This window comes from Streptomyces sp. NPDC020681 (assembly GCF_044334895.1).
In the GTDB taxonomy this organism is placed as follows: Bacteria; Actinomycetota; Actinomycetes; order Streptomycetales; family Streptomycetaceae; genus Streptomyces.
Genome location: NZ_JBIRTX010000018.1, coordinates 24744 through 41882 on the forward strand (window position 1 = coordinate 24744; position 17139 = coordinate 41882).

Sequence of the window (17139 nt, forward strand, 5' to 3'; positions counted from 1 at the left end):
GGGCCCTGGCGTCTGTCTACGCGCGGGAGCGGGACCTGGCGACCGCTCCGAGCGCCAGGTCGACCACCAGGAACGCCAGCAGGCTGATGCCGAGCAGCGGCACGAACCAGCCGATGACCGCGGTCACCGCGGCGAGCGGCAGCAGGGCGGGCAGCGGCACCTTGCGCCAGGCGCCGCGCGGTATCGGCCTGCCGCCGCCGAGCTTCCGCTCCTTGGTGGGCCGGCGAAGCCACCACATCCGGTAGCCCCACAGGATCAGCATGATGAGCGCGAACGCGAGCGCGGCCAGGGCCAGCTGGTTGGCCAGGCCGAGGAAGACGCCCATGTGCGCGTCGATGCCGAAGCGGGTGAGCTTGGCGAGCAAGGGGTAGTCGGCGAAGCGGAGTTCGTCGATGACCTTGCCGTTCGCGGGGTCGACGGCGACGGAGTCGAGATGGACGGGGAAGGTGGCGTCCGTCTCCTTGATGACATAGCCGCTGCCCTCGGCCGGGAGCACGACGGAGAGCTTGCCGTCGATCCCGGCGGCGCGGGCCGACGCCAGGGCCTTGTCGATGCCGACGTCCGGGCCTTCTGTGTTCTGGTGCTCGCCGCCCGTTGCGCTGCCGTGGCCCTCGTGGCTGTCGCCCGTGCCGGCGGCCGGGTCGAGGGTCGCGGAGACGGTGGGCGTGGCGCCGCCGAGCTGGTCCTGGACGGCGCCGATGTTCTCGCCCGCGTACCGCGACCAGGTCAGTCCGGTGGCGGAGAGCAGCACCAGTCCGGTCACGGCCCACAGGCCGACCGAGCCGTGCCAGGAGAGCGTCCTGCGGCGGCCCTTGGAGCCGCGCTCGGGGAGGATCAGCGCGCGTTTGCCCGCCCGCCTGCGGCCGAGCCAGAGCACGAGGCCGCCGAGCGCCACGACCCACAGCCAGCTGGCGGCCAGTTCGCTGTAGTTGCGGCCGAAGTCGCCGAGGTGCAGATCGCGGTGGAGTCCGTCGAGCCAGCTGCGCAGCGGGAGCGCGCCGGAGCTGCCGTAGGAGGGCAGTTCGCCGCGTATGTCCGCGGTGTACGGATCGACGAAGACGGCGAGCGACTTGCCCTCTGCGATGCCGGGCGCGCTCATCAGCACCCGGGTGGTCGCGCCGTCCTCGGCGGCGGGCCAGACCGCGGTCACGGTGCCGTCGGGACGGGCCTCGCGGGCGGCTTCGACCTGGGCCTCGAGCGGAAGGACACGGTCGCCGACCGGGACTTCGAGCTCATGACTGTAGATGATCTTCTCGGCCTGGAAGGAGAGGGCGTAGAGCAGTCCGCTGGCGGCCGCGACGAGCAGCAGCGGCGCGATCAGGAGACCGGCGTAGAAGTGGATGCGCAGGACGAGGGGTCGCAGAGCGCTCCAGGTGGAACCCGAAGAGGCTGAAGCGGTCTGCTGCTCGGTTTCGGTCTCGGTGGACGCAGACGGGGACGGGGATGGGGACGGGGCGTCGATGGCCATGACTGTCCTGGGGAGTTGAGGTCGACGTGGGGATCCGGCCCCAGGTCAGACGGCTGCTCCAGGGGCCGTGGCGAGAGATGCGCGGCACGGGGGCGGGCCGCGGCGCACGAGGGTGTGCCCGAGGACGACGCTGCGGCGGCGGGCGGTGCCGGACGGGTGCCGGAGCCGGGGCCGCGGGGTGTCGGGCAGGCGTACGGCGGTGAGCAGCAGCCGCAGCGGGGTGAAGGCGAAGGTGCCGATGGCCTCGGCGAGACGGAAGAAGGCGGCTTCGCCGCGGGCGAGCCAGAGGGCGCAGACCGCGGCGGCCAGGAGGTGGCCGGCGAGCATGCCGGCGGAGGAGTGGAGCATGGTGCTCGCGGCCATGGTGTCGGCGGAGATGGTCCCGAGCGACATGGTGTCCGCCGACATGGACGCGGTCGACATGGTGTCCGTCGCCATGGCATCGGGGCCAAGGGCCGTGTGGTCGTGAGTGTTCGGCGGTGCGCCGCGGAGCCGTGCGCCGGCGAAGAGCAGATGCACCGAGCCCTGAACGGCGAGCAGTCCGGCGCCGATCGACGGCACGCCCCGGCGGCGGCCGCCCGCGAGCCAGCCGGCCGCCGCGGTGAGCGCGAAGGCGAGCAACAGCACGGCCGGCGGAAGACCATGACCAGATGTGAACGAATGCCCCACCGCCGCCAATGCGGTGCACACCGCCGCAAACATCGCGGCACGCAAGGCGCGCATCGGCGACCGGGCATCCGTCATGGTTCGCACATGCTGCCATGCCTGGTCCGGTTCTCCTCTCCTGGCAGCAGAATTTCTGTACCGGCGCGATCCTGCGGGGCAGAGTCGACGGCATGAAACTTCTGATTCTGGGTGGCACGGTGTTCGTCGGACGCGCGGTCGTCGAGGCCGCGCTGGCGCGCGGCTGGGAGGTCACGGTCTTCAACCGCGGGCGGAGTGAAGTGCCGGACGGAGTACGGGCGTTGACCGGTGACCGGACGGCTCCGGACGGCCTTGCGGCGCTCGCCGACGGCGAGTGGGACCTCGTGGTCGACACCTGGTCGGCCGCGCCGTATGCCGTACGGGACTCGGCCCGGCTGCTCGCGGACCGCGTCGGTCACTATGTCTACATTTCGAGCTGCTCGGTGTACGCCTGGCCGCCGGCGGTCGGTTTCGACGAGACCAGTCCGGTGGTCGACGCGTCGCCGGACGCGGTCGACGTCCCGTACGCGGAGGCCAAGCGCGGTGGCGAACTCGCCGTACTCGACACGTTCGGCGACGACCGCTCGCTGCTGGTGCGGGCGGGCCTGATCCTCGGCCCGTGGGAGAGCCGCCTGCCCTGGTGGCTCAGCCGGATCGCCCGCGGCGGCCCGGTCCTTGCGCCGGGCCCGCGGGACACGGCGCTGCAGTGCATCGACGTACGCGACCTCGCGGAGTGGGTTCTGACGGCGGCCGAGCGCAGGCTTTCCGGGCCGTACAACCTGGTGAGCGAGCAGGGGCACACGACGATCGGCGAGCTGCTGGACGCGTGCGTGCGAGAAACGGGCGCGTCGGCCGAGCTGCGGTGGACACCGGCGGAGGCGGTCCTGAAGGCGGGCGTCGAGCCGTGGACCGACCTGCCGATCTGGATCCCGCAGGAGGAGCAGCCGGAGCTGTACAACGCGATCCATGCGCAGGATGTCCGGAAGGCGCTTGGGGCGGGGCTGAGTTGCCGTCCGGTCGAGGAGACGGTGTCGCACACCTGGGCGTGGATCCGGTCTCTGGGCGGCGCGGTGCCGCAGCGTTCGGACCGGTTGGCGGTGGGCCTGGCGCCGGAGGTCGAGGCGAAGGTGCTGGGGCTCTGACATGAGGGTGCCCCGGACCCCGCACGGGGGTCCGGGGCGAAGCCCGCAAGACAGTCGGCCGCGCGCGAACTTATCGGGTCGCGCTCGCCGGTGCCGCGTGACGAGGAGCCGGCGGCGGCTCCTCCTCGCCGTGCTCCAGACGCGGGAGCCGGCGCAGGCCGCGCGGCGTGCGCCAGTTGCGCTCGCCCAGGACCGCCATCACCGACGGCAGCAGCACCATCCGGACGATCGTCGCGTCCAGCAGGACCGCCACCGCGAGGCCCACGCCCATCTGCTGCATGTCCTGCATGGACAGCGTGCCGAAGACCGCGAACACCGCGACCATGATCGCCGCCGCGCCCGTCACCGCGCCCGCCGTGCGGCGGATGCCCTCGTTGATCGCGGTGCGCGTGTCCGTCCCCCGGTCGCGCGCCTCGCGGATCCGGGACACCACGAACACGTGGTAGTCCATGGACAGTCCGAACAGCACCACCAGGACGAACAGCGGCATCCAGCTCTCGATCGCGCCGACCGCCTCCGTGCCGAGCGCCGACGCGCCCCAGCCGTGCTGGAAGACGGCGACCATCACGCCGTACGCGGCGGCCACCGAGAGCAGGTTGAGCAGGATCGACGTCACGGCGATGACGTACGAGCGGAAGCAGAACAGCATCAGCAGGAAGGTCACGGCCGTGATGAAGGCGAAGACCGGCACGATGCCGCGCTTGAGCTGGTCGTTGAAGTCGACGGACTCGGCGAGTTCACCGCCGACGTAGACCGTCGCGCCGGTGCCGTCGAACGCCGCGGGCACGGTCTTGTCGCGCAGTTCGGCGAGTGCCTTCTTCGAGCGGTCGTCGGTGCCGTTGCCCGCCAGTTCGACCTCGATCTCGGCGACGTTCTGCGCCTTGTGCACGGTGACCTGGCCGAACTTCGCAAGGCCGCCCTGCACGGAGGTGGACGTGATGTCGTCGGCCTTCACGATCACCCGCGCCGGCTCCGGGCCGCTGGGGAACGCTCCGGTGATCTCCTTGTACGCGACCGACAGCGGCGCGTCGGAGCCGAACTGCTTCTCCATGCCCAGCGATTCGGTCTTCATGCCGATCGCGGGCGCCGCCAGCGCCAGCAGCACCGCGGCCGAGGCGAACGCGAACAGCTTCGGCCTGGCCAGTACCGGCTTCAGCACCGCGCCCGCGATCGCGCCGCTCTCGTGGACGCCCTTCCTGCGGCGGCGGTTGAGGAACGGGATGCGGCCGGCGTCGATCCGGTCGCCGAGCCAGGCGAGTAGCGCCGGAAGCACGGTCACCGAGCCGAGCATCGCGATGAAGACGACGAGGATGGTGGCGAGGGCGAAGCCCTTGAAGAGCATCAGCCCGGACAGGAACATGCCGGCCATCGCCAGCATCACGGTGATGCCGGAGACGAGGACCGCGCGCCCGCTGGTCGCCGCGGCGATCCGCAGGGCGGTGTCGGCGTCGTGGCCCGCGGCCCGCTCGTCGCGCTCGCGCCGCAGGTAGAACAGGCAGTAGTCGACGCCGACGGCGAGGCCCATCAGGAACATCACGGAGTAGGTGGTCTGGAAGAGATGCAGCTGGTGGCTGGCGAGCGAGAGCAGGCCGAAGGCCGCCATGCACGCGGTCAGCGCGAGGCCGACCGGCAGCAGGGCCGCGACCACCGCTCCGAAGGCGACCAGCAGGATGCCCAGTGCCAGCGGCACCGCCGTGAACTCGGCCTTCTGGAAGTCCTCGGAGAGCAGGTCGCCGAGCCACTTCTCGGCGCTCGCCGCCCCGAACTGATGGACCTCGACGCCCTGGCCCGCGGCCTCTCCGGTGTCGCGTACGGCATCCAGTACGGGCTGCACCCGGTCCGCGGCCGTCTTCGAATCGCCCTTGATCTCGAACCGGATCAGGGCTTCCTTGCCGTTCTTGGAGGCGAGCGGCGGTTCGATCTTCTGGGCCTCGCCCGTCTCGCCGATCGCCGCGGCCAGCTCGCGTGCGGTGGCCTTCCAGCCGCCGGGCTTCTCGCTGCTGACCAGGACGAGCTCTCCGGCGGGCTGGTCGAGGCCGGCGTCGTCGAGGATCTTCTGGGCCCGCGCGGAGTCGCCCGTGCCCTGCTCGGACGCGGACATCTCGACCATGCCCGACGCCCCGCCGACGGCGGTGGCCAGGACGACGAAAAGCAGCCAGCCGATGATCGCCGTTTTCCGATGGTGTGCGCTCCACACACCGATACGTGCCGCGAGGTTGCGCCTCATGGTCTTTCGCCCCCAGGTTCCACGGAGTTGAGCGCCGATTAAGTCGAGTACGACGCTAGAAACCGGCGGGGCCGCGGCACAGCCGCCAAGACCCCCTCCCTCGGAGCCGTAGGGCGAGGTCACCGGGGTGGTGCTAGATACACCCCCACTCGGTGTCGGGGCCCAGTGCCGCCGCACGTGTACTCCCGCCACACTTGTGCCTGAGACCGAACAACGAGGGGAATCCGATGAATGCGACGAAGGCACGTGTGGCCCTGGTGGCCGGCGCACAAGGACTGGCGCTGGCGCTGCTGGCACTGGTCGGATCGATCACGCTCTTCGTCCTGGCGGTGGTCTCCATCGCACTGATCCCGATCGGTGTGGGTGTGTTCACCACTCCCGCCGTACTGGAGCTGGTGCGCTGGCATGCCAACCGGCGGCGGCTGCTGGCCGCCGAGTGGTCGTCGATCCGGATTCCCGTCCCGTACCGCCCCTTCCCGAGGGACATGCGCAGCGGCATCACCGGCCAGGTGGAGCGCTGCACGCTGATGCTGAAGGACCCGGCCACCTGGCGTGACATGCAGTGGCTGCTGGTGGACATGACGGCCGGCGCGGTCGTCACGCTCCTCGCTCCGGCGCTGCTGCTCGAGGGCCTGTTCGGCCTGGTGCTGCTGGCCGGTCTGTGGCAGCCGATCGTCGACGCCCAGGGCACGTACTGGTACACGTTCGTGCCGGTCTCCAGCTGGGGCACGGCCGCCGCCGCTGCGCTGCTCGGGCTCGTCTGGATGACGGTGGGAATGAACATCAACCACATCCTGATCCGTTCGCACTTCCGGCTGACCCGCGCCATGCTCGCGCCGGGCCACGAGCAGGAGTTGGAGCAGCGCATCGACCGGCTCACCGAGACCCGGCACGACGCGCTGGACACCTCGGCCGCCGAACTGCGCCGTATCGAGCGCGATCTGCACGACGGCGCGCAGGCCCGGCTGGTCGCGATGGGCATGAACCTCGGCACCATCGAGGCGCTCATCGAGAAGGACCCGGCGCAGGCAAAGCAGCTGATCTCCAAGGCGCGCGAGTCCTCCGCGGAGGCGCTGACCGAGCTGCGGGACCTGGTCCGCGGCATCCACCCGCCGGTGCTGGCGGAGCGCGGGCTCGGCGACGCGGTGAAGGCCCTGGCGCTGCGGCTGCCGGTGAAGACCGAGGTGGACGTGGAGCTGCACGGCCGGGCCGAGGCGCCCGTGGAGTCGGCGGCGTACTTCGCGGTCAGCGAGGCGCTCACCAACGCGGTCAAGCACTCGGGCGCGGACCGGATGTGGGTGGACGTGTCGTACTCGGAGGGTTCGCTGCGCATCTCCATCACGGACAACGGCAAGGGCGGCGCGACGATAGGTTCCGGCTCCGGCCTGAGCGGCATCGAACGCCGACTCGGTACATTCGACGGCGTACTCGCCGTCAGCAGTCCCGCAGGCGGCCCCACCATGGTCACCATGGAGATCCCTTGCGAGTTGTTCTAGCCGAAGACCTCTTCCTGCTGCGCGACGGACTGGTGCGCATGCTCGAGGCGTTCGACTTCGAGATCCTGGCCGCGGTGGAGAGCGGGCCCGAACTGACCAAGGCACTCGCCGAGTTGGAGCCGGACGTCGCAGTCGTCGACGTCCGGCTTCCGCCGTCCCACACGGACGAGGGGCTGCAGTGCGCACTGGCGGCACGGCGGGCGCGGCCGGGGCTGCCGGTGCTGGTGCTCTCCCAGCATGTGGAGCAGCTGTACGCGCGTGAGCTGCTGGCCGACGGCAACGGCGGGGTCGGCTATCTCCTCAAGGACCGGGTCTTCGACGCGGAGCAGTTCATCGACGCGGTGCGGCGGGTGGCGGCCGGCGGCACGGCGATGGATCCGCAGGTGATCTCGCAGTTGCTGTCCCGGCGTTCGCAGGACAAGCCGATGGGCGGTCTGACGCCGCGCGAGCGGGAGGTCATGGAGCTGATGGCGCAGGGCCGCTCCAACGCGGCGATCGCGGCACAGCTGGTGGTGACGGAGCGGGCGGTCGCCAAGCACACGTCCAACATCTTCGCGAAGCTGGGCCTGCCGGTCTCGGACGACGACAACCGCCGGGTGCTCGCGGTGCTCGCCTACCTGGACCGCGGCCAGCAGGACGCCTGAGGATCCTGCGTCCAACTTCGGTACGGTACGCCGGATTTGGCAATGGAGATTTCTACGAATTCCAGCTCCCTTTGAACACCCCATGAGCCCCACCCGTATGGAACGACGCGCTTCTCCCTCTGTCGGGAACCCCCCTAACCCACACCCGACAACGAAGCAGAGGAGTTCCATGGGACGCAAAACGAGAAAACGCTCGACGCTGGCGAACCGGGCGATAGTCGCCTCGGCCGCTCTGATCCTGGGCGGGGGTGGGCTAGTAGCGGTCAATTACGCATCCGCCCACGAAGGCTGGTCCGGTCCAGAGACTAAACAGACCGAGAACGCCGGACGCCAGGTGTCGACAATCGACTGCCCCGAGGTCGCCAACGATCTCCCGGACAATGTGCCGGAACAGTCACGCCCGGAGGTCGACCGTGAACTGGCCACGATGGACAGCCAGATCACCGAGGCATACCAGCGATTCGCCGACCAGAAGGAGCAGATCGAGCGCGATCCCCAGCTGGCCGAGAACGCGATTCTCACTCCGCTGAAGGACAAGCGCCGGGCGAGCATCGAGCGGATCGTGATCGCCATCGGGCGGAACGGCGAGCGGCCGCAGGGCATGGAGAGTCTCGCGCCCTGCGCTCTGCGGGGCGATGACAACGAGACCAATGAGGGAGACGGCCAGGACGACGGAAACAACGACGGCCAGGACGACGGTCAGAACGAAGACGGCCAGAACGACGACGGCCAAGGCGACGGACAGAACGACGATCAGGGCAATGACCAGGGCGGCAACGAAGACGGTCAGGGCGACGATCAGGGTAACGACGGAAACGGCGGCCAGGCCGGAAACGGCCCCGAGGCCGGCGACTTCGTCGACATCCAGTCCGTGGAGCCGAATGTCCAGAATCCCCAGCAGCGCCGTAGCGGCTCCAAGGGCAAGTTCACCACCAGTTGTGGCACGAACCAGAACGGCAAGTTCAATCCGGACAATGTGATCGTTGCTCCTGGTGTCGCCAACGGCGCGCACCATATGCACGACTACGTCGGCAACCAGGCCAATGACGCATTCGCCAGTGACGACGATCTTGCCAACGGTGAAACCACCTGCGTGAACCAGGGCGACAAGTCGACCTATTACTGGCCCGTGCTGCGACTGCAGAACGGCCAGGACGAGAACGACGCCCAGGCCGACGGCGGCGGCAATGACCAGAACGTCGGTGAAATTCAGACTCCTTCGCAGGTCACGCTGAATTTCGTCGGCAACCCGGTCAGCAAGGTGACGGCCATGCCCCGTTTCCTGCGGATCATCACGGGTGACGCCAAGGCGTTCGTCAATGGCGATGCCAATGCCAATGCCTCCTGGAGCTGCACCGGATTCGAGGACCGTCAGCTGAAGGACAAGTACCCGATCTGCCCCGAAGGCAGCCAGGTCGTACGTTCCTTCAAGTTCCAGAGCTGCTGGGACGGCCAGAACACCGACAGCGCCAATCACCGCACGCATGTGGCGTTCGCGGACGAGAACGGCCAGTGCGGCGATGGCTTCCAGGCCATTCCCCAGCTGGTCCAGCGGATCGTCTATGACGTTCCTCCGCCGGTCCTTGAGGGGGACAACCCCTCGGTGTTCGCGGTCGACTCCTTCCCCGAGCAGCTGCACAAGCCGATCACGGACCACGGCGACTTCATCAACGTCTTCGACGAGAACCTGATGAACAAGGTGGTGAACTGCATCAACAGCGGTCAGAGGTGCAAGTGACCCATGCGGATGACCAGATGCACCTGACCCACTGACCGACCGGCCGGATCGGCCCCCCACCCGGGGGGCCGATCCGGCCGTTCGGCTTTCTCAGTGCCCGGAGTGGTCGTCCGTGTGCCCGGAGTGGTCGCCGGTGTGGCTCGCGGTGGGGCTTGCCGTGTGGCCTTCGTGGCCCTCGGTGCCGCCCGAGGTGTGCTGCGTGCCGGTCTCCACCGTGCCGCCGAGCCTGGCGCGCAATGCCGTCACGACCTTCTCGTCGCCGACGGCGACCCATTTGCGGCCGACCAGATACGAGCCGCCGTAGTCATTGGCCTCGTTGATCCATTCGCGCTGACCGCGGTCGGTGGCGAAGGTGGCCAGCACGTACTTGCCGTCGCCGGTGGTGCAGTTCGCCTGCCGCAGCTCTTTCGCGTCCGTCTGGATGTTCGGTTTGCACTCGGCCTGCGCCGCGATCTGCTCCAGCGTGCCCGTGACCGTCTTCGGGGCCTTGTCCTCGCCACGCCCATCGCCGTCGTCACCCGAGGAACAGGCCGCGGCCAGGGCGAGCGCCATAACTGCCATTGCTGCGCGGGCGGTCCGCCTCGCGCCTGTGTTCGTACTCGTCCGCATCCGGCCATCGTGCCCCTTCAGCGGCCTTTTGTGCGCCCGAACGACGGGTAACCTCCGCCACTGCACGCACCTGTCGTCACGTGAGCAACACGGAGGAGCGCTGATGTTCGAGCTGTCGAGACGTACGGTGCTGGGCGCCGCGGGAGCGATCGGCGCGGGCGCGGCCCTTGCCCCGGGCACCCCGGCCGCGGCTCTGCCCGCCACCGCCGCGGCCGCCGCCCCCGACGTCCCCCACGTCCCCACACCGTCCGAGCCGCCGGCCGCCTTCGCCGTGGCGCCCGCCCGCGCGGCCCTCGAGCGGCTGCTGCCGCGCCATGCCGGGCAGTTCGTGCTGCGCCCGGTGACCGGCCCCGAGCGCTTCCGGGTCACCGGCTCCACCGGCCGTATCGAGGTCGAAGGCACCTCCCCCGCCGTGCTCCTCACCGGCGTCCACTGGTACCTCAAGTACGTGTGCCGGGCCCATATCTCCTGGTCCGGCAGCCAACTGGACCTGCCGCTGCGGCTGCCCGCACCCCGCACCCCGCTGGAGCGCTCCGCGACCGTCCCGCACCGGTTCGCGTACAACGACACGCACGACGGCTACACCGCGCCGTACGCCGACTGGGCGCGCTGGGAGCGGCTGCTCGACGTCCTCGCGCTGCACGGCTGCAACGAGGTGCTGGTGACCGCCGGCCAGGAGGCCGTCTACCACCGGCTCCTGATGGACTTCGGCTACTCCGACGCCGAGGCCCGCACCTGGCTGCCCGCGCCCTCCCACCAGGCATGGTGGCTGCTCCAGAACATGAGCGAGTACGGCGGACCGCTCTCGCCGGAGCTGATCGCCCGACGCGCCGGCCTCGGACGGCGGATCGCGGACCGGATGCGCGAGCTCGGCATGCATCCCGTCCTGCCCGGCTACTTCGGCACGGTCCCGGACGGCTTCGTCGCCCGTAACCCCGGCGACGCCCGCGTCATCCCGCAGGGCCGCTGGAACGGGCTGCGCCGGCCCGACTGGCTCGACCCGCGTACCACCAGCTTCGCCGACGTCGCCGCGGCCTTCTACCGGCACCAGGCGGAACTGTTCGGCGAGGTCGGCCACTTCAAGATGGACCTGCTGCACGAGGGCGGCACCGCCGGGGACGTCCCGGTGGCGGACGCCGCCCGCGCGGTCGAGAAGTCCCTGCGCACCGCCCGGCCCGGCGCGACCTGGGTGATCCTCGGCTGGCAGGCCAATCCGCGCCGGGCGCTCCTCGACGCCATCGACACCGACCGGGTGCTGATCGTCGACGGCATCTCCGACCTGGACTCGGTCACCGACCGCGAGGCGAGCTGGGGCGGGGCTCCGTACGCCTTCGGCACCATCCCGAACTTCGGCGGCCGTACGACGATCGGCGCCAACACCGACCGGTGGACCGCCAAGTTCACCGCCTGGCGCAACAAACCGGACAGCGCGCTGGCCGGCACCGCGTACATGCCGGAGGCCGCCGAGCGCGATCCCGTGGCGCTGGAGCTCTTCAGCGAGCTGGCCTGGCGCGAGGAACGGATCGACCGGGACGCCTGGTTCGCGGAGTACGCCGAGATCCGCTACGGCGGCGGCGACCGCTCGGCGCGCACCGCTTTCGTTGCGCTCGCCGCGACCGCGTACAAGCTCACCAGCACCGACGGCCGCCCCTTCGACTCGCTGTTCTGCCGCCGTCCCAGCATGACCTCGGCCACCGTCACGGCCTTCGACCCGGCCCACTTCGACCGGGCATTCGCGGCGCTCCTCGACGTCCGGCCGTCGCTGCGCGACTCGGACGCCTACCGCCACGATGTGACCGATCTGGCCCGCCAGGCACTCGCCAACCGCTCCCGCACGCTCCAGCGCCCGCTGCGCACGGCCCTGCAGAACAAGGACGTCGACGCCTTCCGTGCCGTGTCCGCGCTGTGGCTGAAGCTGATGCGGCTGAGCGACACCATGGCGGGCTGCCACCGCCAGTTCCTGCTCGGACCGTGGCTGGAGGACGCCAAACGGCTGGCCACCAGCGCCGACGAGGCGGTCGTGCTGGAGCGCACCGCCCGTGCGCTGATCACCACCTGGGCCGACCGGGCCGCCGCCGACGAGCTCAGCAACTACGCCAACCGCGACTGGCACGGGCTGATCAACGACGTCCATGTGCCGCAGTGGGAGGCCTTTCTCGACGAGCAGGCCGCGGCGCTGGCCGAGGGCCGGGCGCCGAAGTCCTTCGACTGGTACCCGGCCGAGGAGGCGTGGACCAAGGACCGGCGCGCCTACCCGGTGCGGCCGACCGGCGACGCGTACCGCACCGCCCGGCGTGTGTACGACACTCTCGCCACCGCGCCCTACCAGGGCTTCGTCCAGGTCACCGCGGATCCGCCGGCCTTCACGCCCGGCAGCGTCTCCACCGTCACGGCGGCCCTGCACAATCTGAGCGGCCTGCGTCCCACGGGCCGCGTCGACTTCGGCCTCACCGGCCTGGACGCCGAGCCCCAGGGCGAGACGCATCTCGCGTCCGTGCCCGCGGGCGGCACCGGAAGCGTTTCCTGGAGAGTCACGGCACCTTCGGAACAACTGACCGAGCCGCTGAAGCCCATGCCGTACGAGCTGCGCACGCAGTACGGGCCACGCGGCGAGGAGCGCGTCACGGTCACGCAGAGGAGCAGTCTGCACGTGGCCTCGCCGCTCGCTCCCGAGTGGCGCACCTACACCAACAACGCCGCCGTCTTCGGGCAACTCGGCGACCGCTGCGCGATCAACGGCGCGGGCACCGACCTGTGGCGGGCCACCGCCCATTTCGGCACCGCCTATCGCGAAGGCGCGCTTCAGCCGGGCAGCAGCGTGGTGCTGCGGGTGGACGCGCAGGAGAACACCAGCAGTTGGGCCCGCGCCGGGATCGTCGTGCGCAACAGTCTGGACACCCCGCGCGACCTGGGCTTCCTCAATCTGTCGGCGACACCGGGCCAGGGCGTCGTGCTGTCGTACGACACCAACCGCGACGGCACGCTCGACACCTACCGACGCATCACCGGCGTCGCCGCTCCGGTGCTGCTGCGGCTCACCCGAGGCGCCGGGACGTCGTTCACCGGCGCCTGCTCGACGGACGGCGGCGCGACCTGGCGCACGGTCGCCACGGTGTCGGTGCCGGGCGCGGCGTCCGTGCAGGACGTCGGGCTGTTCATGACCGCAGCGAACGGCGGTGGCGGAGCCAGGGGCACGGTCCAGTTCAGCGGCTGGTCGGTCACGGCACCATAGAAATACCTGAGAAAAGGTATCTTCCTGGACATAAAGCACAGCCGCCGATGTCAGGGAGCCACCCCGCCATGACCGCGATCCCCGCCACCACCGTGGCCAATCTCCGCGATCTCGGCGGTACGCCCCTGACCGGCGGCCGTGCCGTACGACCCGGTCTGCTGTTCCGCTCCGGGCAGCTGGACCGGCTCGACCCGGCCGCCGATCCGGCCGTGGCCGCGCTCGGCATCCGTACGGTCGTGGACTTCCGGACCGGGGCCGAGCGGCATGCCCGCCCGGACCGGGTGCCCGCCGGGGGCCGGCTGCTGCTCGCCGACGTGCTCGCCGACCAGGTCGCGTCCGGCCGGATGCCGGCCGCGGCACAGCTCAGGTCCGTGCTGGCCGATCCGGTCGCCACCGAGCGCGAGTTGGGCGGCGGCCGGGCGCGGAAGCTGTTCGCCGACACCTACCGCGCCTTTGTCACCACCGAATCGGCGCGCAACGCCTACCGCGCCTTCCTCGACGAACTCGCGGGCCCCGAGGCGCTGCCGCTGCTCTGTCACTGCACCGCGGGCAAGGACCGCACCGGCTGGGCCGTGACCCTCGTCCTCACCCTGCTCGGCGCGACGCCGCAAGCGGTCGAGGCCGAATATCTGTCCGTCAACCCGGCGGTGCGGCTGGCCTTCGCTCCGCTCGTGGAAGGTTTCATCACCCAGGGCGGCGACCCGGAGACCGCGCTCGCGGTGATCGGTGTGCTGCCGGAGTATCTGGCGGCGGCGCTGGACGAGGTCGACGCGCGCTTCGGGACGATGGAGGCGTACGTACGCGACGGACTCGGTGTGCCGGCAGCGTCGATCGAGGCCATCCGCACCCGGCTCTCCGCCGCTGCCTGATGCGTCGCGCTGCCCATGGTTGACCGGGATCGACCGAGAATGATCGACCCGCGGTGGGCCGGTGACCGATAGCACCATTCGCTCGTTCTGCTGAACGTGCGCCCACAGGATGTCGTCACCTCCCCCGCCCCGTCGGCTCCCGCTCCGGCCCCCGGCCGTGTCGAGCTCGAGCAGGCCGAGGCGGCCCTCGTCGAGCACTACCAGCGGCTGGTGCGGATCGCGTATCTCGTGCTGCCCCCGTCCCTCGGCCGCAACCGCCGTGTGCTGACCGCGCATGCGCTCGCGCAGCGCTCGCTGCCGCGCGGGCGCACCGGCCCGGCGAACCCCGGCGACGCCGAATCCGCGATCCCGCCCTCCAACCACGCGCAGGGCGACGCCGACCCCGGCTACCTGTATGTGCGTGGCCGGGTGCTGCGCCAGGCGCTGGACGCCGGGCTTCCGCTGAAGCGCCTCGCCTGGCCGAAGCGGGCCCAGCTGCCGCCGCTGCTGCCGCACGTGTGGGGGCTGCGGGTGTTCCCGCGCTCCGGCGGCGCCGATGAACTGGCCCTGGACCAGCGGCTCTCCGCGCTCTCCGGACCGGCCCGGGCGGCGTATGTGCTGCGCGGCTTGGAGGGCCTCGCCGACGCCGACGTACGCCAGGTGCTGACGGCGGCGGGCGTGCCGGACCCGCACGCCGCGCTCGCCGAGGCGGACGGCATGGGGCCCGGCGTCCCTGCGCTGCTCGAGTCGCCCGAGTTCGACCCGTGTTCGCTCCAGGCCCGGCCCACCGATCTGATGCGCCGCCGCCAGCACGCCAAGGCGGCGCTGGTGGCGGCCGCCGCTCTCGCGGTGTGCGGCGCGCTGCTCGGCCTGCCGGGCGACGGCTGGGGCCCGGACGGCGCCGCCGCGCCGCCGTACGCACGCAACCCCGCACTCGAAGCCGCCCTCGACCCGGCCCATGTCACCCGCGTCTCCGACACCGCATGGCAGAGCTCTTCCCGCACCGACTTCTCGGTCTGGCCCGCACGCGGCGCGCTCACCGGCGACCGCGCGCTGCTGCGCCGGGCGCTCGCGGTCTGGGCGAGGCCCGGCAGCCTGGTCCAGGTCTCCGCGACGCCCGGCACGCCGCCGGGACCGCCGATGGGCCCGCCGCAGCTGCTGTATGCGGGCGAGGTCGACCAGGCGCGGGTCGTGCTGCTGCACGACGGGCTGCGGGTGATCCGCTACGCCGAGCCGCTGGACGGCCCCGGCGGCGTGGCCCTGGACTTCGCGCGTACGGACGGGGCGGACAGCGCGTCCGCCGGTGCGCTGGTGGTCGGCCGCACGGACAGCAATGTCCGCTATCTGACGGCTCCTTGGGTTCACCAGGCGTCCGCACGGGATCTGCTGGACCCGGCGAGCGAGCCACGGCCGCTGAAGCGCGACACCGACGGGCTGACGACGCCGCTGCCGAGCCCGGCGCAGGCGCGGGACTGCCGGACCTGGGACGTACTGGAACTGCACGACGGCACGGCCGCACGGGTGCTGACCGATCTCGGCGAACTGACTCCGGCGCGGCTCACGTTCGGCACGCCCGCCGCGCCGAAGGACATCGCGAGCAAGGCGGAGCGCGCCGCGTGGGCGCGGACGGCCTGTCTGCTGCCCGGCGTTCGGACGCACGGCGTTCGCGCTGTCAATCTGTGGCCGTACGCCCAGCAGCGGCTGCCGGAGTCGAATGGCACGGCGGCCTGGCTGTGCACGCGCGCCGAGACCTGGCGCGGGACGGGCAGCCGGGTCATGGCGCAGTTCCACGCGCCCGGGACACCGCCGAGCACGCCAGGCGCGATCGCGGCGCGGGCCGAGGACTCGCCGGCCTGCGGGGTCGGCGATCCGAAGGTGCTGGCCGGTGTGCTGTGGAAGTCGCGGGCCGGCAGCTGGTACGTACTCGCGGCGGGCAGCAGGCAGTTCACCTCGCTGGCGACGTCCGGCGGTGTGGACGGCAGCGCGGAGGGCCAGTTGCTGGCGGTGCGGGCGAAGGAAGGGGCTCGGGCGGAACTGAACGGCCGCCTGTCGGACGGCAGCCGGGTGGGTGCGCTGCACTGACCCTCGGACCCTGGCCACCGCGGCGTCCCGAAAATCTGCGCACGCCCCTGTCGCGCGAGCTTACTCGTCAGTACATTGACGCCATGTCTAATACGCACCCGGCCCCGGTCGCGTCCGAGCACATAACGCTCAAGGCCCGAAAGGTCTCCTTCGACTGGGAGAAGACACCGCTCCACTGGGTTCCCGGCGACCCCTTCACCACCCACACCATCAATGTGCTGCATCTGCTTCTCCCCGCCGGCGAGCGCTGGTTCGTGCACGTCTACAAGCAGGTTCTGCCGTACATCCGCGACGACCGGCTGCGCGAGGACGTCATCGGCTTCATCGGGCAGGAGGCCATGCACTCGCAGGCCCACGACGATGTGCTGCCCCATCTCAAGAAGCTCGGACTTGATCCGACGCCGTACACCGCGCAGGTGGACTGGCTCTTCGAGAAGCTGCTCGGCGACCGGACGCTGCCGCCGGGCAAGGCGCGCAAGTGGTGGCTGCTGGAGCGGGTCGCGCTGATCGCGGCGATCGAGCACTACACCGCTTTTCTCGGCAACTGGGTGCTCAACGCCGAGGAGTTGGACCGGCGTGGCGCCGATCCGACCATGCTGGACCTGCTCCGCTGGCACGGCGCGGAGGAGGTCGAGCACCGCTCGGTCGCCTTCGAACTGTTCATGCATCTCGACGGCGGCTACCGCCGGCGGGTGCGGACCTGGGCCACCGCCTTCTCCGCGCTTGTCTTTCTCTGGCAGCGCGGCACCCGCTTCTTCATGGAGAACGACCCGACGCTGCCGGCCGGCAAGGCGACGTTCAAGGACTTCCACCGGGCCGGGCACGAGGGCGTGCTGCCGTCGACGTCCGACATGCTGCGCTCGATTCCGCGCTATCTGAGCCGCGCCTATAACCCTTCACAGGAGGGCAGCACGGCCCAGGCGGTCGCCTATCTCGCCGCATCGCCCGGCGCGAACGGAGCCCACTGAC

The 17139-nt window shown here is 70.8% G+C and carries 12 protein-coding genes; 8 read left to right on the forward strand and 4 right to left on the reverse strand.

Features of this window, described 5'->3' with window-relative positions:
- Window positions 1–16: 16 nt before the first annotated feature.
- Together ACH4YL_RS31950 and ACH4YL_RS31955 are read right to left on the reverse strand one after the other, a co-directional pair.
- Window positions 17–1468, reverse strand: coding sequence for a PepSY-associated TM helix domain-containing protein (locus tag ACH4YL_RS31950; RefSeq protein ID WP_398510975.1), 1452 nt, complete (start codon window positions 1466–1468; stop codon window positions 17–19).
- Between the two features lie 45 nt (window positions 1469–1513).
- Window positions 1514–2212 carry a hypothetical protein gene (locus ACH4YL_RS31955; protein ID WP_398510976.1) on the reverse strand — a complete coding sequence of 233 codons (699 nt, stop codon included), beginning with the start codon at window positions 2210–2212 and terminating at the stop codon, window positions 1514–1516.
- Window positions 2213–2304: 92 nt separating this feature from the next.
- Between ACH4YL_RS31955 and ACH4YL_RS31960 the strand changes: the two genes are divergently transcribed.
- Window positions 2305–3294: an NAD-dependent epimerase/dehydratase family protein gene (locus ACH4YL_RS31960; RefSeq protein ID WP_398510977.1), complete on the forward strand. Its 990-nt coding sequence runs from the start codon at window positions 2305–2307 to the stop codon at window positions 3292–3294.
- A 70-nt stretch (window positions 3295–3364) separates the two neighbouring features.
- Here the strand turns inward: ACH4YL_RS31960 and ACH4YL_RS31965 are convergent, their stop codons facing one another.
- On the reverse strand, window positions 3365–5521 hold the full coding sequence (locus ACH4YL_RS31965) for an MMPL family transporter (protein ID WP_398510978.1): 2157 nt from the start codon (window positions 5519–5521) through the stop codon (window positions 3365–3367).
- Window positions 5522–5748: 227 nt separating this feature from the next.
- Between ACH4YL_RS31965 and ACH4YL_RS31970 the strand changes: the two genes are divergently transcribed.
- The 3 genes from ACH4YL_RS31970 to ACH4YL_RS31980 all read left to right on the forward strand — a co-directional run bounded on the left by ACH4YL_RS31970 (window position 5749) and on the right by ACH4YL_RS31980 (window position 9399).
- On the forward strand, window positions 5749–7017 hold the full coding sequence (locus ACH4YL_RS31970; RefSeq protein ID WP_398510979.1) for a sensor histidine kinase: 1269 nt from the start codon (window positions 5749–5751) through the stop codon (window positions 7015–7017).
- Complete coding sequence (locus ACH4YL_RS31975) at window positions 7002–7661, forward strand: LuxR C-terminal-related transcriptional regulator (RefSeq protein ID WP_398510980.1); 660 nt, start codon at window positions 7002–7004, stop codon at window positions 7659–7661. The genes ACH4YL_RS31970 and ACH4YL_RS31975 overlap by 16 nt, the downstream gene beginning before the upstream one ends.
- 169 nt (window positions 7662–7830) lie before the next feature.
- On the forward strand, window positions 7831–9399 hold the full coding sequence (locus tag ACH4YL_RS31980) for a DUF1996 domain-containing protein (RefSeq protein ID WP_398511052.1): 1569 nt from the start codon (window positions 7831–7833) through the stop codon (window positions 9397–9399).
- A 90-nt stretch (window positions 9400–9489) separates the two neighbouring features.
- Here the strand turns inward: ACH4YL_RS31980 and ACH4YL_RS31985 are convergent, their stop codons facing one another.
- A complete protein-coding gene (locus ACH4YL_RS31985; protein WP_398510981.1) occupies window positions 9490–9951 on the reverse strand; it encodes a hypothetical protein in 462 nt (153 codons plus the stop codon).
- 160 nt (window positions 9952–10111) lie between these two features.
- Here ACH4YL_RS31985 and ACH4YL_RS31990 point away from each other — a divergent pair, with 160 nt between their 5' ends.
- The 4 genes from ACH4YL_RS31990 (at window position 10112) to ACH4YL_RS32005 (ending at window position 17138) form a co-directional block, all read left to right on the forward strand.
- Window positions 10112–13240 carry an alpha-N-acetylglucosaminidase gene (locus ACH4YL_RS31990; protein WP_398510982.1) on the forward strand — a complete coding sequence of 1043 codons (3129 nt, stop codon included), beginning with the start codon at window positions 10112–10114 and terminating at the stop codon, window positions 13238–13240.
- Window positions 13241–13308: 68 nt separating this feature from the next.
- A complete protein-coding gene (locus ACH4YL_RS31995; protein WP_398510983.1) occupies window positions 13309–14109 on the forward strand; it encodes a tyrosine-protein phosphatase in 801 nt (266 codons plus the stop codon).
- Window positions 14110–14205: 96 nt separating this feature from the next.
- Window positions 14206–16170, forward strand: coding sequence for a hypothetical protein (locus ACH4YL_RS32000; protein ID WP_398510984.1), 1965 nt, complete (start codon window positions 14206–14208; stop codon window positions 16168–16170).
- Window positions 16171–16253: 83 nt separating this feature from the next.
- A complete protein-coding gene (locus ACH4YL_RS32005) occupies window positions 16254–17138 on the forward strand; it encodes a metal-dependent hydrolase (protein WP_398510985.1) in 885 nt (294 codons plus the stop codon).
- Window position 17139: the final 1 nt, after the last annotated feature.

What these genes read in the sequence shown, in the direction of transcription:
- ACH4YL_RS31990 (WP_398510982.1), top strand. Translation starts at nt 10,112, where the DNA reads ATGTTCGAGCTGTCGAGACGTACGGTGCTGGGCGCCGCGGGAGCGATC.
- ACH4YL_RS31965 (WP_398510978.1), bottom strand. Translation starts at nt 5,521, where the DNA reads ATGAGGCGCAACCTCGCGGCACGTATCGGTGTGTGGAGCGCACACCAT.
- ACH4YL_RS32005 (WP_398510985.1), top strand. Translation starts at nt 16,254, where the DNA reads ATGTCTAATACGCACCCGGCCCCGGTCGCGTCCGAGCACATAACGCTC.
- ACH4YL_RS31960 (WP_398510977.1), top strand. Translation starts at nt 2,305, where the DNA reads ATGAAACTTCTGATTCTGGGTGGCACGGTGTTCGTCGGACGCGCGGTC.
- ACH4YL_RS31970 (WP_398510979.1), top strand. Translation starts at nt 5,749, where the DNA reads ATGAATGCGACGAAGGCACGTGTGGCCCTGGTGGCCGGCGCACAAGGA.
- ACH4YL_RS31955 (WP_398510976.1), bottom strand. Translation starts at nt 2,212, where the DNA reads ATGACGGATGCCCGGTCGCCGATGCGCGCCTTGCGTGCCGCGATGTTT.
- ACH4YL_RS31995 (WP_398510983.1), top strand. Translation starts at nt 13,309, where the DNA reads ATGACCGCGATCCCCGCCACCACCGTGGCCAATCTCCGCGATCTCGGC.
- ACH4YL_RS31950 (WP_398510975.1), bottom strand. Translation starts at nt 1,468, where the DNA reads ATGGCCATCGACGCCCCGTCCCCATCCCCGTCCCCGTCTGCGTCCACC.
- ACH4YL_RS31980 (WP_398511052.1), top strand. Translation starts at nt 7,831, where the DNA reads ATGGGACGCAAAACGAGAAAACGCTCGACGCTGGCGAACCGGGCGATA.
- ACH4YL_RS31985 (WP_398510981.1), bottom strand. Translation starts at nt 9,951, where the DNA reads ATGGCGCTCGCCCTGGCCGCGGCCTGTTCCTCGGGTGACGACGGCGAT.